We start from the raw sequence: 16,507 nt of genomic DNA, 5'->3' as shown, positions 1-16,507 counted from the left end.
CCTTTAGATTTTGCATTTTTTTGGCGAAAATTACCCGCTTGTTAGAGCGGGTAAGTCTTGGCTTATTTTCTACCTAGCGTTTTCCACCGAAAGTGATACTCACTTTATCTTTATTAGTTTCTGCACTATGCACAATGCCGCCTAATTCAGCAGCTTGCGGACCATAAAAACCACCTTCAAATTTGGCATTAAGATGAACATCTGTACCACCAGTTGTACTCTTATTATCAATATTAAAGCCTTTTTCACCCGTTTTTGCTGTACCGCTAAAACCATTGCCTTCAATCTTTCCATCTAATGTCAGCATCGGATTTGTCTCTAAACCATCATTTGCAATTAATTTGCCCTCAATCTTCTTATCAGCAAAATTCACATTAAATATAGAACGAGTACCATGAGCTTTATCACTTGGCGAATCGCCACCTACACGCTCGTCCTTACTACGAATGATGCCATTCCAAGTGCCAGTATAACGATAAATACGAGCCTCTTTTGGTAAATCAGCAACTGCCGTACGTTCACCCACTAGGTATTGATGCCCGTCTTTACCCACTTGCTCAAATGTACCGAATTTGACATAGTCTAAATTATTACAACAGACTGTAATTTTGTAATCTTTACCATTTATATTTTTTGTTAATGCTTGATAAAAATCCATATCAGCAAAACGTGTTTTTTCTTCTGGCAATAAAGCAATTTGAACACCATCAATAACTAAATGAGTTGCCAGACCAAAAGTATCCATATCTGATTTAGCCAAATCTTTCAAACTCACTTGCACTGAATCAAATTTCTTTTCGACCTTGTCTTCACCTTTTTCATCACGTTCATCACGCTTACCCGCAAATACAACGAAAATTGATTTGTCATCTGCCAAAAATTTTCCCGCAAGTTCCTGAGCTTTATCGCCATAAAAACCGCCTTCTACTGTATTACTATCTTTACCAAAGTAAGGATCGTCTGTTTTTAAAGCCTTTGCCTTACCATTAAAGCGGTTTCCGTGGATATTCGCTTCTATCTTATAATGATCAGTAATTTCCTGCTTGTCCTTTTTCCTTGGATTTACATAGCCATTTTTAGTTAAAGTACCTTTAAGCGTTTTATCGCTAAAATTAACCTCAAACTTACTACTATGCCCTATAGGATTGCCTTCCACCTCTGTATTTGCTTGGTTGTTTTCTGGCGTAGCCCCAACATTCGTACCAGCAGCACCTCCTTCAAAATACTTACTTTTATTTTTTGTAGATGCATTAGTAGTAAAATCCCAAGTTCCTTCATAAGTTGCTACTTGGGTTGGGAAAGCTTTAGATGGTTGAGTGCCTAAATAATAAACATACCCTGTATGGCCTGTTTTTAGAAGACGAGGTTCTCCTCGTTTACTTGTCTCGGCTGCAGCACCTAAATGAAGGAAATAACCCGAACGAACAAATTTCATCTCTCGCTTACGATGTAATTTTTTTCCATCGTGAGTATGAATAATCAGGTCTTCATCACCACCAAGCTTTTTCACTTCTTCAAAAAGTTTTTTTACTTCTTTCTCAATATCTAACGACTCACCTACAATAGGCGTAATCGCCTCAATCGCCCCATTTTCCTCTCCTGTGCCACCGAAGAAATTACGACGTGGAATTTTAGTTTGAAATCCTAAGGATGGTTGAGTCGGGCTTTCAGTCGAAGATATCGTTCTACGTTCTGATTTAGGTTGGGCTGTTGAGTCTTTAGAAGAGCTAGAATAAGATGAGCTTGCCTTAACTGAATTGGTATCAAAACTACCACCGTTTGAAGTACAAGCCGAAAGTAGTACAGCATTCAATAAAATAACGCTATTTTTTATTTTAAACACAATTTTCTCCTTAATTAAAAATGATTACCATTTTATTTATATAGAAGGACTGTGTAAATAGCTAGATTATATTTTTTTAGAGAGCCATCTTTTAAATAATAAAAATTGAAAAATAACGCCCATCTTCCTCTACACTAAATGTGTGGAAAGCCGCCCAAATCTTTTAGTTTATTCACCATAGCACAAAATAGCTCTGTGGTCTTTTCGGTATCGTATAATGCTGAATGCGCTTGGTGTCCGTCAAAGTTAATTTGGGCAGCTTGGCAGGCTTTAACTAACACGGTTTGCCCATACATAAAACCAGCAAGTGTTGCGGTATCAAACATTGCAAAAGGGTGGAATGGATCACGTTTAGCGTTAATCCGCTTGATTGCTGCTTGTAAAAAACTCTGATCGAATGTGGCATTATGAGCCACAATAATCGCACGCTGGCAACCTTGTTCTTTCATCGCCCTACGCACCATTTTAAACATTTCAGGGATCGCAATATTCTCTGCCACCGCACCACGCAGGGGGTTATCAATATCAATGCCGTTAAATTTAAGAGATTCGGGGTTGATGTTTGCCCCTTCAAATGGCTTGATATGAAAATGGCATTTTTGATCTTCAATTAAATAGCCGTTTTCGTCCATTTTCACAGTAATTGCCGCCAGCTCCAATAACGCATCGGTTTGAGCATTTAGCCCTGCCGTTTCAACATCAATCACAACAGGCAAATAGCCACGAAAGCGATTTTTTAATAGATTATAATCGGTTGGTGGTGTAGTCGATTGAGGGATAGATTCAGTTATATTTTCCATTTTATTTCAACTTAAAAATACAAGCGGTCTGATTTGCAAAATTTTTTACAAATCCGACCGCTTGTGACTATGTGAAAGGAATTAGTTTCCTAATGCGGCTTGTGCGTTTTTATTTTCAATAAATTCGATTTTGTAACCATCGGGATCTTCAGCAAATGCAATCACGGTTGTGCCGCCTAATACAGGGCCTGGCTCACGCGTAATATTGCCGCCTGCGGCACGCACATCTTTAATCGTTTGATAAATATCATCAACGCCTAATGCGATATGACCATAAGCTGTGCCTAGCTCGTAGCTATCCACGCCCCAGTTGTAAGTTAGCTCAATCACTGCACTTTCACTTTCGTCGGCATAGCCTAAAAAAGCTAAAGAGTATTTGTATTGCTCATTCTCACTTCTGCGTAACAAACGCATACCTAACACTTCGGTATAGAATTTGATTGAACGCTCTAAATCTCCAACGCGTAACATTGTGTGTAAAATTCGCATATTTTCTTTCCCCCTTGAAGTTAAAAAGTCTTGCGTATTATGGCATAATTTGAGCCTAAAATCATTTTCTTTCCATTTTTTAGGATTATTTATGGCTCACGATCACGACAGCCCATCAAAACTTGAAATTGCCACACACGCAGCTCTGCCGATGGTGTTAATGTTATTTATTGAAATGGCACTTAATTTTTACGCCGCTCCGGATAACACCATTTTCATCTCTCCTTATTTATTGGCGTTTTTTGTTACCTCTTTCATTGCCATTTTAGTATTATGGAAAGGCGAAATTTGTCGTGGACAAACCAGCCGTTTAACCTTTATTCTGCCTTTTTTACTGATTTTTGCCGTTGGGAATTTCATTTATTCGATTGGCTTCACACCTAAATATAACCCAATGGCGATTGCAAGTTTTGCTGCCATTTTATCTTGCTTGATCTATTTTCGTTTGCCCGAAGATGAAACGCTCTACAACACCTTAATCTATTGTGGTTTTAGCATTGTGGCAATCGGCACTATTCAATATTTGGCGATTTATTGGATTGAATTGCCTTCATTATTTAACGGCATTCGTGCCAATAATTTTGCTCAAGTGCTGTTTGGTATTTTGCTCGCCGGCTGGTATTTAATGCTGGCAAAAAGTCGTTTAGAAGTGTTCTTAAAATTATTGGTAAAAGCGGCGTTAATTGCCTTAATACTTAATTACTGCTGGTCTGCATTTGTGCTATATCAACATTTACAAATTATGCCGGAGATGCCGTTGCTCTCATTTATGCTTTATTTTGCCACACAATTTGTGATTTTATTGATGTTAGCGTGGTTACTACTTGGAAAAAATATTAAAAATCCGACCGCTTGGAGTGTCGCCACACTGCTTGCGATGCTATACCCTTTTGCTAATGTTGTAGTTTGATTTTATGAAATGGGCATTAAGAATTTTGGTTGTACTTACCGCAATCTTGATTGCGGCTACTGCCTTTTTATTTGTACCTAATGCCCAACTTGCTATTCCTATTAACTGGATTTTGCCGAAAGATTGGAAAGTGCAACTTCCACAAGGGCTACACCTGAATTGGCAAGGCTCATCCGTTTCACAATTCCAACTTTCTTATCAAGATTGTCCGCTGATTAGTGCGGATAAAACGGATCTTACTTGGATTAAGCAAAACCATCTGTTTGTTGAACAATTAGATATTGACTACAGCTGTTTATCGCTTTTTCCGCAATCAGAAAATAGTGATACCGATACGTCACTAAAAGCATTACTGGCGGTAATTCCTGATGGTGAAGCGACCATTCATTCGCTTAATTGGAAAAATCTACCCGCCAATTTCAACCCAAGAATTATCCACTTATTAGAACAACAAGCCGCACTAAAACTTTCGCTCTCTAACGGGGAAATCAAGGCTACATTAGCTCAACAAGCGGTCAATTTTTCTGCTTTTTTTGCAAATGGAAAATTGAATGCCGATTTAGCTTACCGACCAAGTGAGAAAGAGCAGCATAAACTTACCCTTTCGGCTGAAATTGAGGATAATTTCCTCACACTCCCGCCAGCCCTTTCAGCAGAATATCACTGGCAACTGCCTGATGAAGTCATTACAACAAAAGCCTTACAAACAGGACACTCCACCCTCAACTGGCAGAAAAATGCTGAAGACCAGCTTGCAGGAAATTGGGTGGTAAGCCTTAATAAAGCTGAAAATGATAAACTTGATTTCCCTTTTTTATTTGATGGCAAAAGCCTAGAAATCAAACAAGGACGTTTTGACTGGAGCTTAACCGAGCGTTTTCCGCTTCACGGTTTTGTTAGTGCAAAATTTACGCCACAATCTTTTACTAACGAGCCATTTTTTCCTCTAAAAACTGCTATCCGCATCAGCCTACTCTCCCAAAACAGTTGGGGAAAAGGCAATATTGTTATCTCCAATTCTGAGGGAGAAATGACCGAACAAGGGCTGAATTTACCACTGCGTTTAACAGGTAATATCAAACATGGCAATTTTATTCTTTACAGCAGTATTCCGCTGGATTTTCAGGGTAATTACGATGATTTAACCCTGAAATTCCTACCTACTTCCCTGCTTCGATTGACAGGTAAAGAGCGTTATTTAACGATTGATGATTTACGTTTTCCACTGGCGGGAATCAAAATAGATAAACAGGGTATTCACGGGCGATTACATGCTATTCTTCGAGGGCAAAGTCCTGACTTTAAAAATATTGAATTCCATTTAGATGGACAAGCTCAAAATTTTAAAGCAGGAGCGTTAGATTTTTTCCAAGATCCAAGAGACCCAAAAGCCGTTAAAGATAGTTGGAAATGGCGAATTTGGGGAAGCTCTAAGCTTGATGCTTTGAACAGCAAAGTGACTTTAAGCGGTCGAGGGCAATGGCATAAAAATACAGTACAGCTTAATGAGCTGAAGGGGGATTTATCCTCTATAAGGCTTGACGGCATAACCATTCCTAAAACAGAGCTAACTAATAGCCAAGCGATTAAATTTAATATCAAAAAATTCTCACTTGACGGAGCTATTCAGCTCAAATCACCTGAAATTAACTTTGATTACGGTGGGCTACTACCAAAACCGCAAGCAAAACTTGCTTTTAACGGCGAGTTAGAAAATCTTAATTTCAAAGGTACAGTAAACACCACCGAACTCGGTCCGCTTAGATTGTTTGCTCGCCGCCAATTAACCGCAGATGCCAGCAAAATCATCGGTAAACTCTATTGGCTAGAGCAGTCTGCACAAGGCTTTCAGCCACTTTTCCCATTTCGGAGTCAATGGATAATTAATAGCGGTACAATTCGTGGCGAAACGGCATTTACCACCAGTGCAGAAAAAGGCTTAATTGCAGGCGGACACTTAGCCATTCGCAACGGAGGATTATCCTTACCAGATGGCGAGATAAAAGGCATTGAATTTGCTCTACCTTATCGTTACCGAGATGGACGTTTTCATTTCGGGGTAAAACAACCGATTGATGTAAACATAGCACAAATCAAGCTAGGGGAGTTAGAACTTGATAATGCCTCAATGAAAATTAATGGCTACTACCCCTACACTAAAGCTAAACCATTGAATTTAAATCAGTTATCCTTTGATTTATTTGGCGGTAAACTCAATGTAAAACGCTTTGCTCTACCGCAAACCGAACTGGCTTATTTGAATTTAGAGCGGTTAGATTTTGAGAAAATTTTGCAATTTATGCAGTATCAACAAATCGATCTGAAAGGTAAAGCCAACGCAACCTTGCCATTTTGGTTAAGCGGTAAGCCTTGCTACATCTGTGATGGCTTACTTACACAGGCGGAAACCTCTTATCTAACCTTTACCCCTGAATTGCTGTCTGAAATGCAGAAAAGTGGTTACACCGAACAAATTTTGTTACATTTGGTAGATAAAAGCACAATTAATGATTTTCGTAGTCTGATTAATGTCGGCCCGAAAGGCGATTTAGTATTAGACGGAAAATTAAAATTATCTTCTAATCAAAATCAATCAAAAGTGAATTTAAACTATAATCATCGAGAAAATATGTTTGATTTGTGGCACTTAATTAACTATGGCTCACAATTTGAACAAAAATTAGAAAATTATCTCTATCAAAAATTAGAAAAGTAATATGGAAAAAATAAACATCGCTCAACTTGGTTTTGCAATTTTTTTGCTAAATTTAACCGCCTGTACCCCTAAAGTACAGCTCGAAACACCAGCGGAAGGGATTACGATTAATATGAATGTGGTAGTAGATCACCGCATTGATGTGAAGATGGACGAGAAATCCCGTGCGGTGATCACGAAAAGTGAAAATAAAACGAAAAATTAATTAAACGTTACCATTTGATGATCTTTAAATTGCCGGTAAATATCGGCTAATTTTTCCCCTGTCGGCAGCACTAATTCGGGGCTTAAATCAAACATCGGCACAATCACAAATTCCCGATTTTTCATCTCGATATGCGGCACATTCAAACGTTCGGTTTGAATTTGCTCATTTCCGTACAAAATAATATCCAAATCCAACGTCCGTTCGCCCCAACGACGTAAACGCACTCTGCCCTGTTCGTTTTCAATACTTTGGAGCTTATCCAACAATTCGGTTGGCGATAACTCGGTTTCAAATTTCGCTACGGCATTCACATAATCGGGCTGGTCTTGCGGCCCAACAGGTTTTGAACCGTAAAATGGGCTAACCTCAAAATGAATTGCAAATTTTTTCAATTTTTCGACCGCTTGTTTAATTTGCTTAAGCGGATTATCTAGATTTGAGCCTAAGGCGATATAGACAGTTTGCATAATTTTCCTTTCCTAAAAAAGTAGGAGCGAAAAATCTTTCGCCCTTAATAATATATTGAAAATATGAGCGAAGATTTTTCGCCCCTACAAAATTATTCTGCTTTAGCAGTTTTCGGTTTTTTCTTAAACGTTCTGCGGCGACGTTTTTTCTTCACTTCCGCCTGTACATTTGGTAAATGGCGAACCGATTTTAACAATTCATTGCGTTGTCCTTCATTACTGAATTGGTATTCGTGCCACCAAGCGGAAAGCTCAACTAAATCGCCCCCTTCAATTTCTGCACGCATTACCAGTAAGTCAAAACCTGCACGGAATTTGATATGCTCTAACGTTTGCTGTGGGCGGTTGCCTGTGCGTTTCATCATTTGGAACTGTAACGCCCAAATATCACGAATAACTGAAGTATGACGGCGGTGCAGAGCAACGGCTTTACAGCTATCGGCTAAGATATCGTTTGCTGCTAACATCATTGCATCATGGCTGTTAAAACCGCCTTCATTTTTAAGTTGTTCCATTTTTTCACGCAATGGATACCAAAGTAGAGCCGCAAATAAGAACGCAGGATTCACAGGCAATTTATCTGCAATGCGTTCATCTGTGGAATTTAATGCTTTGGTAATCATTCTCTCCGCATTCGAATCGCCTTTTGGCGTGAAAAATGACGTTAAAACAGGGAACAAGAATTGCCATAAATCGTATTCACGCAGTAATTTATAGGTTTTCAGCCCTGCTCCTGTTTGTAATAATTTGAGCGATTCATCAAACAAACGAGCTGCCGGGATATTGGTTAAAAGCACCGCCATATCACGAATTGGAGCTTCTGTTGCTTTATCAAGGAACATATCCAGCTTCGCCATAAAACGAATGGCTCTAATCATACGCACAGGGTCTTCTTGGTAGCGAATAGCAGGCTCACCAATTAGCGATAATTTACCCACCCGTAAATCTTCAATGCCCTTAAAGAAATCAAAAATCAAGTTACGTTTGGTATCGTAATATAACGCATTAACGGTAAAATCACGACGCTCGGCATCGTCTCTTAATGTGCCGTATACATTATCACGCAATAGCATTCCTTCATCGCTTACTTTCGAGATTTTGTCATTGCTGTGGGAAGCGTGCCCTGCTCGGAAGGTTGCCACCTCAAAAATTTCACGCCCGTAAACAATGTGAGCTAAGCGGAAACGACGACCGATTAATCGGCACTGTCTGCCAAAAATACGCTGAATTTCTTCTGGGCGAGCATTAGTGGCAATATCGAAATCTTTTGGTTTTTTCTCAAGTAATAGATCACGGATACAACCGCCAACAATATAGGCTTCAAATCCTGCAAGATGTAATTTATCTACAATAGAAAGGGCATTTTTAGGGAAATCCTTCGGACTAATGCCGTATTGAGCAGCACTTAACGTAAATTTTTTATGTAGGAGATGAGAAGGCACATCTGTTTGATGACCTTTACTGCCTTTTTTATGGCTTTTTTGCTCTGTTAATTTAGGGGCTGAACGTTTAGGACGAGTAGATTTAGTTGTTTTCTCTGCTCTTGGTTCAACTACTGGCTTATTTTCCTTTTCTTGCTTTTTCGGTTTGGAAAATAATGACTTAATATAATTAAAAATAATACACCTCTAAATAGTAAATGCCTCTTATAAAAGAGGCATTATGTAATTTGCTTATAAACCTAACTGCTTCTCACGAATTTCAGCTAACGTTTTGCAATCTATACATAAATCTGCGGTTGGTCGGGCTTCTAAGCGTTTGATCCCAATTTCTACGCCGCAAGCGTTACAAAAGCCGTAATCGTCTTCTTGAATTCTATATAACGTTTGCTCAATTTTTTTCAATAATTTACGCTCACGATCACGGTTACGAAGTTCTAAACTGAACTCTTCCTCTTGGCTTGCACGATCGTTAGGGTCAGCAAAGTTTGTCATATCTTCTTGAAGCTGGCTTTTTGTGCGTTCTGCTTCTTCCATAATTTGACCGTGCCACGCTGTCAGAATTTTTTTGAAATGCTCACGTTGAGCTTCATTCATATACTCTTCATCTTTTGCCGGCTCATAAGGCTCAACACCTGCTAATGCTAATAAACCAAGAGAGGTGGTTTTAGCCGCTTCAGTCATAGATTACTCCTTGTTTGGAATTTTATTGTCAAAATTATATCCCGAATACGACCTAACTTCCTTGTAACTGCATATACGAAAAAATCAACATCTTCGGGTTTTTAGTAATGGCGGCTATAAATAACACAAAATTGAATGACTAACAAATAAATTTGCAAAAATTTTGCATTTATACTGATCTATTTGTACAAAATGATAGCCGAATTACAATTCGGCTATCATTCTGCTTATTTATTACCAGCTTTTTGACCAATCTGTGAGCCATTTTTGAATGGTGTCATTAGATGGTGGGTTAAATTCTAATGTGTTGTAGGTTGGCGTTTCTGCAAAAGCAGGATCAACTCCCTCTAACAAAACAGGATTCATTACATTATGGTAAGAAATAATATGTTGCGACTCCGGCTTATGCAAAAATGCTAAAAATTGATTTGCTAACGCTCTTTGTTTAGTCGTTTTTACAATTGCCGCATTTTCCACTTGAACTAAATGCCCTTCCTCGAATAGAGCTGCTATATATTTATCGGTGTTTTCGTGCCACTTATGATATAAAGGCGATGTAGTATAACTTAATACTAAATCCGATTCCCCTTTTAAGAAAGCTCCATAAGTTTCAGACCAGCCTTTACCTACCGTTATGGTATGTTTTGCCAATGTTTTCCAAGCAGTTGGAGCTTCATCACCATACACTTGATTTACCCACATTAAGAAGCCTCGCCCAACGCTGCTGGTTCTTGGGTCTTGATAAATAATTTTTAAATCTTGGCGTTCAACCAGTTCTTTCAAACTTTTAGGTGGATTTTTGAGCTTTTCTTTATCGTAAATAAAGGCATAAGAGCCTGTATCATACGGAAAGAAAATTTTATCTTTCATCTCTAATTTGGTTTTTGCATCAAACTCAGTAAATAGCCCTGAACTCTCTGCTTCGGCTTGCAAGAAATTATCAATGCCTAACACCACATCGGCTTTGGTTTTTTCACCTTCTAAACGCACACGGTTGAACATTGTTACACCATTATCAAACGGCATAAATTTTAAATCACAGTTACACTCTTTCTCAAAATTTTGCTCTAATTTTGCAGCCGGACCATATTCAGAGGCAAACGAACTATAAGTGTAAACGGTAAGTGTTGGTTGGTTGGCAAAAGCGGTGGCGGTAAGTAGTGCCAATGAAGATAAAATCAGTTTCATAAAAAGCCCTTCTAAATTACGTTGATAGAAGGATTTAAGAGGCAAGTTTGCTATCTCAAATCCCTACGCTGATATTAATCAGATCAGGTTCTATGGGTATTTCTCAGCTACAAGCGGTTGGATTTTAGCGAAAATTTGCAAATTTTTAGGCAAATTAGACCGCTTGTTGCACCCCAATGAGAACGCTTTATTGTAAAAAGTTTGTTGCTGAATTTCAATATTCGCAAACGTTTGCTATTTAGTTAAAAAATCATTATACTATCGCCCTAGTCCAAACAAGGAACTAGAGATGAAACAGATAAAATCCCTTAAACCGAATTCTAAATAACAGCTACGCATCGTTTTCTGATGCGTAGCTGTTTTTTTATTTATTTTACAGACTTAAATTTGCAAGAATATTAAAGAGGAAAATAACAAATGAGCCAGTTGATTCGTACCCTAAAAGGTCATATTCGTGATGAAATCATCAAGCAAGGCGGCTGGGTAAATGCACACGCTCACGCAGACCGTGCATTTACAATGACGCCAGAGAAAATCACTGTTTACCAAAATGCGAATCTACAACAAAAATGGGACTTGGTAGATGAAGTAAAACGCAATTCAAGCGTAGAAGATTACTACCGCCGCTTCTCGCAAGCCATTGAATTGATGATTTCACAAGGGGTTACCGCATTCGGGACTTTTGTGGATATCGATCAGGTATGTGAAGACAGAGCGATTATTGCCGCTCATAAAGCCCGTGAAGTGTATAAAAATGATATTGTCTTAAAATTTGCTAACCAAACGTTAAAAGGTGTGATTGAACCAACGGCGAAAAAATGGTTCGATATTGGCTCTGAAATGGTAGATATTATCGGCGGCTTACCTTACCGTGATGAAGTAGATTACGGCAAAGGCTTAGAGGCGATGGATATTTTAATGGAGACAGCTAAGTCACAAGGTAAAATGCTGCACGTTCACGTCGATCAATTTAACTCGCCAAAAGAAAAAGAAACCGAGCAACTCTGTGATAAATCGGTAGAACACGGAATGCAAGGACGTGTTGTGGCAATTCACGGTATTTCAATTGGGGCCCACCCAAAAGATTACCGTAAAATGTTGTATCAAAAAATGCGTGATAGTCAAATGATGGTCATTGCTTGCCCGATGGCGTGGATTGATAGTGGTCGTAAAGAAGATTTGCAACCTTTCCATAATGCTCTAACTCCTGCTGATGAACTAATTCCTGAAGGTATTACTGTTGCAATTGGTACAGACAACATCTGCGATTATATGGTGCCATTATGTGAAGGCGATATGTGGCAGGAGTTAAGTCTGCTCTCTGCGGGCTGCCGTTTTACTAACTTAGAAGAAATGGCAAATATCGCCAGTATTAATGGACGAAAAGTATTAGGCTTATAATTAATAGCTTTATTTATGCAAAAACAAAAAAGAGTTGATATGCTAAATATCAACTCTTTTTTAGTGCTACCTTATCTTCTATATTTACCCGCCATTGCCTGATAAACCGCATTTTCATTCGCTAAGATGGTGTATTTGGCATTTAAAATTGCCAATTGGGAATTACGCTCTGTATTCATTGCTGCTATCCATTCACGGAATTCTGAAACACCTTGTTCATAACGGTTTTTATAGTATGTACTTATGCGTTTATCTTGATTATACGCATCTTGTAGCACTTTTAACGAGCTTCTTGATTGCGTATAGCCATAATAATAACGGTCAATTTCATTTAATGCCGCAGTAATTTTTTGCTCATAATTTAAACGAGTCGTTACATAATCCGCTTCTGAAATTTTCACGTTATTTTTTATACGATTCCAATCTAAAAATGGTAACGCAAGTGATACAACACCACTTCCTACCGGATTATCGGCCACATTACCAATGTTAGCACCACTACCGGTAATTGAACCACCAATAGTTAAAGTTGGGAACCAACTCTTCTCTGTTGCGGTTAAAGTTTTAAACGCACTTTGTAAACGTTGTAATGAACCTACTACATCAGGGCGATTTGCAATAGCTGAAACAGGCACATTTAAATCTACGCCTTGTAATTTCACATTCATAATATTCGGATAACGGATATTAAGCGGTGTATTTGGGTGAATATTTAGCAAATTGCGTAACGTTTGTTCTGCTGTTTTTTGCATAGTGCGTAGCTCAATCACTTTATTACGAGCAGTTAAAACGGCTTGTTGAGCTTGATCTACTGCTAAACGGTCAATTGCACCTGCATTCATCTTGTTCGTTAAAATACGGCTGATTTGCTCGTAGTTTTTGATGCTTTCTTCAGTGATACGAATGGCATCACGGTAATAAGCCAATTGGTAATAAGTGGTTACTACAGAGTTGATAATAGATAAACGGGTCGCTTTTAAATCTTCCATTGTTGCTTTATGAGCCCATTCTGCGGCACTTGCGGTATCGGCTAAACGTCTCCACAAATCAATGGTATAGCTTAAATTAAATGCAGCTTGAGCTGCGGTAGTTGAAACACCTGTTGAAATATCATTAGACGAAGAGCCAATGCCTTTTGCCGCAGAAGCTGAGCCTGAGCCACTAAAGGTTGGCACTAAATTTGCCCCCACTAAATTAGCGTTATAAAGCGCTTTATTTACTGCAATACCGCTTTTCGCTAAATCAAGGTTATTTCTAATGGCTAAAGCCACAATACGGTTTAATTCTGCATCATTGTAACCTTGCCACCATTGCCCATTAATTTGATATTGCTTTGTGATTTCATCATAGCTTTGGTAGGTTGCTTGTGCTTGTTGCAAAGTGCCGTCATTACTCATATTTCCTGTGGTACAAGCCGTTACCGTTAAGGCTAACACCACAGAAAAGGCTAATTTTGAGAGTTTCATTCTATGTCCTTATTTAGGATAAAATAATTTTGGGAAAAAATTTGGGTAGAAAACTGGCGTATTCTACCCAAAAACAGATTGCCTTTCCAGTTAAATGAACGACTGTTCATTTAATTATTTAACAAATCAGTAATCAAATGCTGATGACGAATTTGTTGCGAGCCTAAGCTCAAACGCTCAGCAATTAAAATCGCTTTTAGCTCTTTCAATGCCTGTTGGAAATCATCATTAATAATCACATAATCGAACTCATTGTAATGGCTCATTTCCGACACCGCCTCTGCCATACGTTTGGCAATGGTTTCAGCGGAATCTTGCCCACGCCCGATTAAGCGTTTTTCCAACTCGGCTTTTGACGGTGGCAGAATAAAAATAGTTTTCACATTCGGCACTTTTTCCCGAATTTGTCTAGCCCCTTGCCAATCAATATCCAAAAAGACATCAATGCCCTGCTCTAGGCTACGTTCAATCATCGGTAATGATGTGCCGTAATAATTGTCAAACACCTCTGCCCATTCTAAAAAATGCCCTTGCTCAATCAGCCGTTTAAACTCATCGTGCGAAGTGAAATAATAATGCACGCCGTCCTGCTCTGCCGGACGAGGCTGACGGGTAGTGTGTGAAATCGAAAGCTGTACTTCCGAACGGGGTAAATCCGCCAATAAGGCGTTAATTAAGGAAGATTTTCCTGCACCACTTGGGGCAGAAATAATATAAAGATTGCCTAAACTCATTGTGTATAGCTATTTGTTTTTTAGAGTAGGGCGAATAATAATCCGACCTACATTTTTACATAGGAATAAATAAAAATAATGGACAACTTTCATTGTCCATTACACAAAATTATCTACGAGCCAAAGGTTGAACGAAGGTAATGCCTAAATCCCAAGGTTGTTCAATCCAAGTTTCTTGCGGAATATCAATCACATAATCATCAACCAACGGGGCACCTTGCGGTTTCGCAAACACCGTTACAAAACGGGCTTTAGGGTACATGCTGCGAATTTCTTTTGCTGTGTTGCCGGTATCCACTAAATCATCAACCACAATAAAGCCTTCGCCATCGGTATCGGCTGCGTGTAATACGCTTAACTCACCTTGGCTATCGTGATCGTAACTGGCAATGCACACTGTTTCTACGTGGCGAATACCCAACTCACGTGCTAAAACGGCTGCCGGAAACAAGCCGCCACGGCTCACCGCAATAATCCCTTTCCACTGTGTGGCAGGTAATAAATTTTCTGCCAACTTGCGAGCGTGCATATGGAACATATCCCACGTCACGACATATTTTTCATTTGTGTATTTTTCACTCATAGAAACAACCTAATATAAAATTGGGGGCTACCCCGATATAAAAAATTGCACTAGGATAACCCGAAAATGCTTTTTTCGCTATCATTTCATTTATTTTTTTGTGCGGCTGGTTACGCAAACGTATGCTTAGCACAAAAAACCAACACTAAAATAGCTTTTCTAAGGTAAAAAAGACTTCCTTGTTTTGGCGAGAGTAAAAATCGGCAATATTGCTATCAATTTTTTGATAACGGAAATTAAGCTTCGGTACAATGCCACGCCAATGCCAAGTGCGGTTCCAGACTGACAAATTAGCCTGATATTCCGTGTCCAACCGCTTATAGCCAAATAAATAGTGCTTGTCGGCAAAATATCGCTTACCAAAGCCAATGCTCGCCTGTGTTGCCCAACGCTCGCCCTGAAAAACCGCCCCGATTCGAGCTAGCCATTTATTCGAACTTTGTGCTTTTTCTCGGGCAATTTCACGCACGCCATTTAAATTTGCAAAAAATCGTCCATTTTTAACCGCTTGCCACTGCACACCGCCACTGAGTTGGTGCTGATAGCTGTTATAACGGCTTGCGGTTAGCTCCTCAAAATACCGTTTTTGCAAATGGGTAAAACTCCCCGACACCAACCATTGTGAATTAAGGTAACGCAAACCGTTGAGTGTTGCCCCAAATTGAACATTATAACGGCTACTCCCCAGCCAATTTTGCTCAATAAAAGGCGAAAAAGCCACCCGATAATCTGCGGTGCGGTAGCTATAACTCGGCGAAACGGACACGGATTGCTCACGGTAATCTCGGTTATCCCAATAGTAAATCCCGCTATAATTGAGCGTTAAACCGGCAAAATGATTGCCTTTCACATTGTGAAATTTACTCAGCCCCAAGCCATAACGCACGCCTTTTGCCGATTGTGGCAAACTGTCTGCATTTTTGCGAAAAATCCGCCCATTTACATTCACAATCGGCGAAGATGAGGCATTATTCACGTTATCGGTTTGGGTATATTGCAGATAAAAATCGGGCTGCCACGCCTCGATTTCAGCAATTTGAGCTTGCGTATTACGGGCAATTTTAGCAAGTTCTGGCGGTAAATGGGCTTGAATAGCTTTAAATTCCTGTTCTGCCGCACGAAATTGCTGATCTTCTGCCAAAATTAACGCCAAATCAAAACGAGGGTAAACTAGACTCGGGTTCTTGGCTAACAGTTGGCGGTAGTGAAAAACTGCCGTTTGATGATCTTTTTTCGCATAGGCAAGTGCGGCGTGGGCGTAGTGCCACAACAAGGGGTCAAAATTTTCAGTTTGCGGATAACGGCTTAAAAGCGGTTCAAGCGTTGCCCAATCTTGGCTGAGAATCGCTTGGTTAATTTGCTGTTCAACATTTTGATTGAATGAATATGCAGGCTGATAAGCGGTCGGTTTTTGTGAATTTTTTACAACATTTTGCTCAAATTTGACCGCTTGTGAATGGCGTTCAAAGGAAATCGGGTCAGTGTTGTGTTCAATTACCGTTTCTGCCCATACAACAGGGCTGAAAAGCGAAAATAAAAGGGGATATTTTTTCATAGTATCAGATTAAACAGAGTGGCA

General features: G+C 39.3%; 15 protein-coding genes and 1 riboswitch. Of the genes, 4 read left to right on the top strand and 11 right to left on the bottom strand.

Features of this window, described 5'->3' with window-relative positions:
- Window positions 1-73 precede the first annotated feature (73 nt).
- The 3 genes from ACERCG_RS02160 to gloA form a co-directional block, all read right to left on the bottom strand.
- Entirely contained in the window at window positions 74-1,843 is a 1,770-nt protein-coding gene (locus ACERCG_RS02160) for a transferrin-binding protein-like solute binding protein (protein ID WP_373610435.1), read from the bottom strand.
- A gap of 134 nt (window positions 1,844-1,977) precedes the next feature.
- Window positions 1,978-2,643, bottom strand: coding sequence for a ribonuclease T (gene rnt / locus ACERCG_RS02155; protein ID WP_373610434.1), 666 nt, complete (start codon window positions 2,641-2,643; stop codon window positions 1,978-1,980).
- A gap of 81 nt (window positions 2,644-2,724) precedes the next feature.
- Entirely contained in the window at window positions 2,725-3,132 is a 408-nt protein-coding gene (gene gloA, locus ACERCG_RS02150; RefSeq protein ID WP_373610433.1) for a lactoylglutathione lyase, read from the bottom strand.
- A gap of 91 nt (window positions 3,133-3,223) precedes the next feature.
- Between gloA and ACERCG_RS02145 the strand changes: the two genes are divergently transcribed.
- Genes ACERCG_RS02145 through ACERCG_RS02135 form a run of 3 tightly spaced genes read left to right on the top strand, consistent with a single transcriptional unit; the run spans window position 3,224 to window position 6,963 of the window.
- On the top strand, window positions 3,224-4,042 hold the full coding sequence (locus ACERCG_RS02145; protein ID WP_373610432.1) for a hypothetical protein: 819 nt from the start codon (window positions 3,224-3,226) through the stop codon (window positions 4,040-4,042).
- Between the two features lie 4 nt (window positions 4,043-4,046).
- The gene (locus tag ACERCG_RS02140) at window positions 4,047-6,758 is read left to right on the top strand and encodes a YdbH family protein (RefSeq protein ID WP_373610431.1); all 2,712 of its coding nucleotides are present in this window, start codon (window positions 4,047-4,049) and stop codon (window positions 6,756-6,758) included.
- A 1-nt stretch (window position 6,759) separates the two neighbouring features.
- Entirely contained in the window at window positions 6,760-6,963 is a 204-nt protein-coding gene (locus ACERCG_RS02135) for a YnbE family lipoprotein (RefSeq protein ID WP_373610430.1), read from the top strand.
- On the opposite strand, the gene folK is transcribed toward ACERCG_RS02135, so the two are convergent.
- The 4 genes from folK to thiB all read right to left on the bottom strand — a co-directional run bounded on the left by folK (window position 6,960) and on the right by thiB (window position 10,744).
- Window positions 6,960-7,433, bottom strand: coding sequence for a 2-amino-4-hydroxy-6-hydroxymethyldihydropteridine diphosphokinase (folK, locus tag ACERCG_RS02130; RefSeq protein ID WP_373610429.1), 474 nt, complete (start codon window positions 7,431-7,433; stop codon window positions 6,960-6,962). The two genes, ACERCG_RS02135 and folK, sit on opposite strands and share 4 nt — an antisense overlap.
- 92 nt (window positions 7,434-7,525) lie before the next feature.
- Window positions 7,526-9,040 carry a polynucleotide adenylyltransferase PcnB gene (gene pcnB, locus ACERCG_RS02125; RefSeq protein WP_373610505.1) on the bottom strand — a complete coding sequence of 505 codons (1,515 nt, stop codon included), beginning with the start codon at window positions 9,038-9,040 and terminating at the stop codon, window positions 7,526-7,528.
- 66 nt (window positions 9,041-9,106) lie between these two features.
- Window positions 9,107-9,556 carry an RNA polymerase-binding protein DksA gene (gene dksA, locus ACERCG_RS02120; RefSeq protein ID WP_373610428.1) on the bottom strand — a complete coding sequence of 150 codons (450 nt, stop codon included), beginning with the start codon at window positions 9,554-9,556 and terminating at the stop codon, window positions 9,107-9,109.
- A gap of 234 nt (window positions 9,557-9,790) precedes the next feature.
- A complete protein-coding gene (gene thiB / locus ACERCG_RS02115) occupies window positions 9,791-10,744 on the bottom strand; it encodes a thiamine ABC transporter substrate binding subunit (RefSeq protein WP_373610427.1) in 954 nt (317 codons plus the stop codon).
- A gap of 42 nt (window positions 10,745-10,786) precedes the next feature.
- Window positions 10,787-10,930, bottom strand: a riboswitch (TPP riboswitch).
- A 231-nt stretch (window positions 10,931-11,161) separates the two neighbouring features.
- On the opposite strand from thiB, the gene ACERCG_RS02110 reads away from it, so the two are divergent.
- Window positions 11,162-12,145, top strand: a complete 984-nt coding sequence (locus tag ACERCG_RS02110; RefSeq protein ID WP_373610426.1) for an amidohydrolase family protein — start codon at window positions 11,162-11,164, stop codon at window positions 12,143-12,145.
- Window positions 12,146-12,216: 71 nt separating this feature from the next.
- On the opposite strand, the gene ACERCG_RS02105 is transcribed toward ACERCG_RS02110, so the two are convergent.
- From ACERCG_RS02105 to ACERCG_RS02090, 4 genes are all read right to left on the bottom strand, one after another.
- On the bottom strand, window positions 12,217-13,611 hold the full coding sequence (locus tag ACERCG_RS02105; protein ID WP_373610425.1) for a TolC family protein: 1,395 nt from the start codon (window positions 13,609-13,611) through the stop codon (window positions 12,217-12,219).
- Window positions 13,612-13,721: 110 nt separating this feature from the next.
- Entirely contained in the window at window positions 13,722-14,345 is a 624-nt protein-coding gene (gene gmk / locus ACERCG_RS02100; RefSeq protein ID WP_373610424.1) for a guanylate kinase, read from the bottom strand.
- Between the two features lie 109 nt (window positions 14,346-14,454).
- A complete protein-coding gene (gene gpt / locus ACERCG_RS02095) occupies window positions 14,455-14,928 on the bottom strand; it encodes a xanthine phosphoribosyltransferase (protein ID WP_373610423.1) in 474 nt (157 codons plus the stop codon).
- Between the two features lie 145 nt (window positions 14,929-15,073).
- Window positions 15,074-16,483: a surface lipoprotein assembly modifier gene (locus tag ACERCG_RS02090; protein WP_373610422.1), complete on the bottom strand. Its 1,410-nt coding sequence runs from the start codon at window positions 16,481-16,483 to the stop codon at window positions 15,074-15,076.
- Window positions 16,484-16,507: the final 24 nt, after the last annotated feature.

Source organism: Mannheimia sp. E30BD (genome assembly GCF_041807785.1).
In the GTDB taxonomy this organism is placed as follows: Bacteria; Pseudomonadota; Gammaproteobacteria; order Enterobacterales; family Pasteurellaceae; genus Mannheimia.
The sequence above is the reverse complement of the archived record's forward strand: the minus strand, read 5'-3'. Positions and strand labels throughout refer to the sequence as shown.

Excerpts from the sequence above, each read along its gene's own strand:
- rnt (WP_373610434.1), bottom strand. The coding sequence starts at position 2,643 with ATGGAAAATATAACTGAATCTATCCCTCAATCGACTACACCACCAACC.
- gloA (WP_373610433.1), bottom strand. The coding sequence starts at position 3,132 with ATGCGAATTTTACACACAATGTTACGCGTTGGAGATTTAGAGCGTTCA.
- ACERCG_RS02145 (WP_373610432.1), top strand. The coding sequence starts at position 3,224 with ATGGCTCACGATCACGACAGCCCATCAAAACTTGAAATTGCCACACAC.
- ACERCG_RS02140 (WP_373610431.1), top strand. The coding sequence starts at position 4,047 with ATGAAATGGGCATTAAGAATTTTGGTTGTACTTACCGCAATCTTGATT.
- ACERCG_RS02135 (WP_373610430.1), top strand. The coding sequence starts at position 6,760 with ATGGAAAAAATAAACATCGCTCAACTTGGTTTTGCAATTTTTTTGCTA.
- folK (WP_373610429.1), bottom strand. The coding sequence starts at position 7,433 with ATGCAAACTGTCTATATCGCCTTAGGCTCAAATCTAGATAATCCGCTT.
- dksA (WP_373610428.1), bottom strand. The coding sequence starts at position 9,556 with ATGACTGAAGCGGCTAAAACCACCTCTCTTGGTTTATTAGCATTAGCA.
- thiB (WP_373610427.1), bottom strand. The coding sequence starts at position 10,744 with ATGAAACTGATTTTATCTTCATTGGCACTACTTACCGCCACCGCTTTT.
- ACERCG_RS02110 (WP_373610426.1), top strand. The coding sequence starts at position 11,162 with ATGAGCCAGTTGATTCGTACCCTAAAAGGTCATATTCGTGATGAAATC.
- ACERCG_RS02105 (WP_373610425.1), bottom strand. The coding sequence starts at position 13,611 with ATGAAACTCTCAAAATTAGCCTTTTCTGTGGTGTTAGCCTTAACGGTA.
- gmk (WP_373610424.1), bottom strand. The coding sequence starts at position 14,345 with ATGAGTTTAGGCAATCTTTATATTATTTCTGCCCCAAGTGGTGCAGGA.
- gpt (WP_373610423.1), bottom strand. The coding sequence starts at position 14,928 with ATGAGTGAAAAATACACAAATGAAAAATATGTCGTGACGTGGGATATG.
- ACERCG_RS02090 (WP_373610422.1), bottom strand. The coding sequence starts at position 16,483 with ATGAAAAAATATCCCCTTTTATTTTCGCTTTTCAGCCCTGTTGTATGG.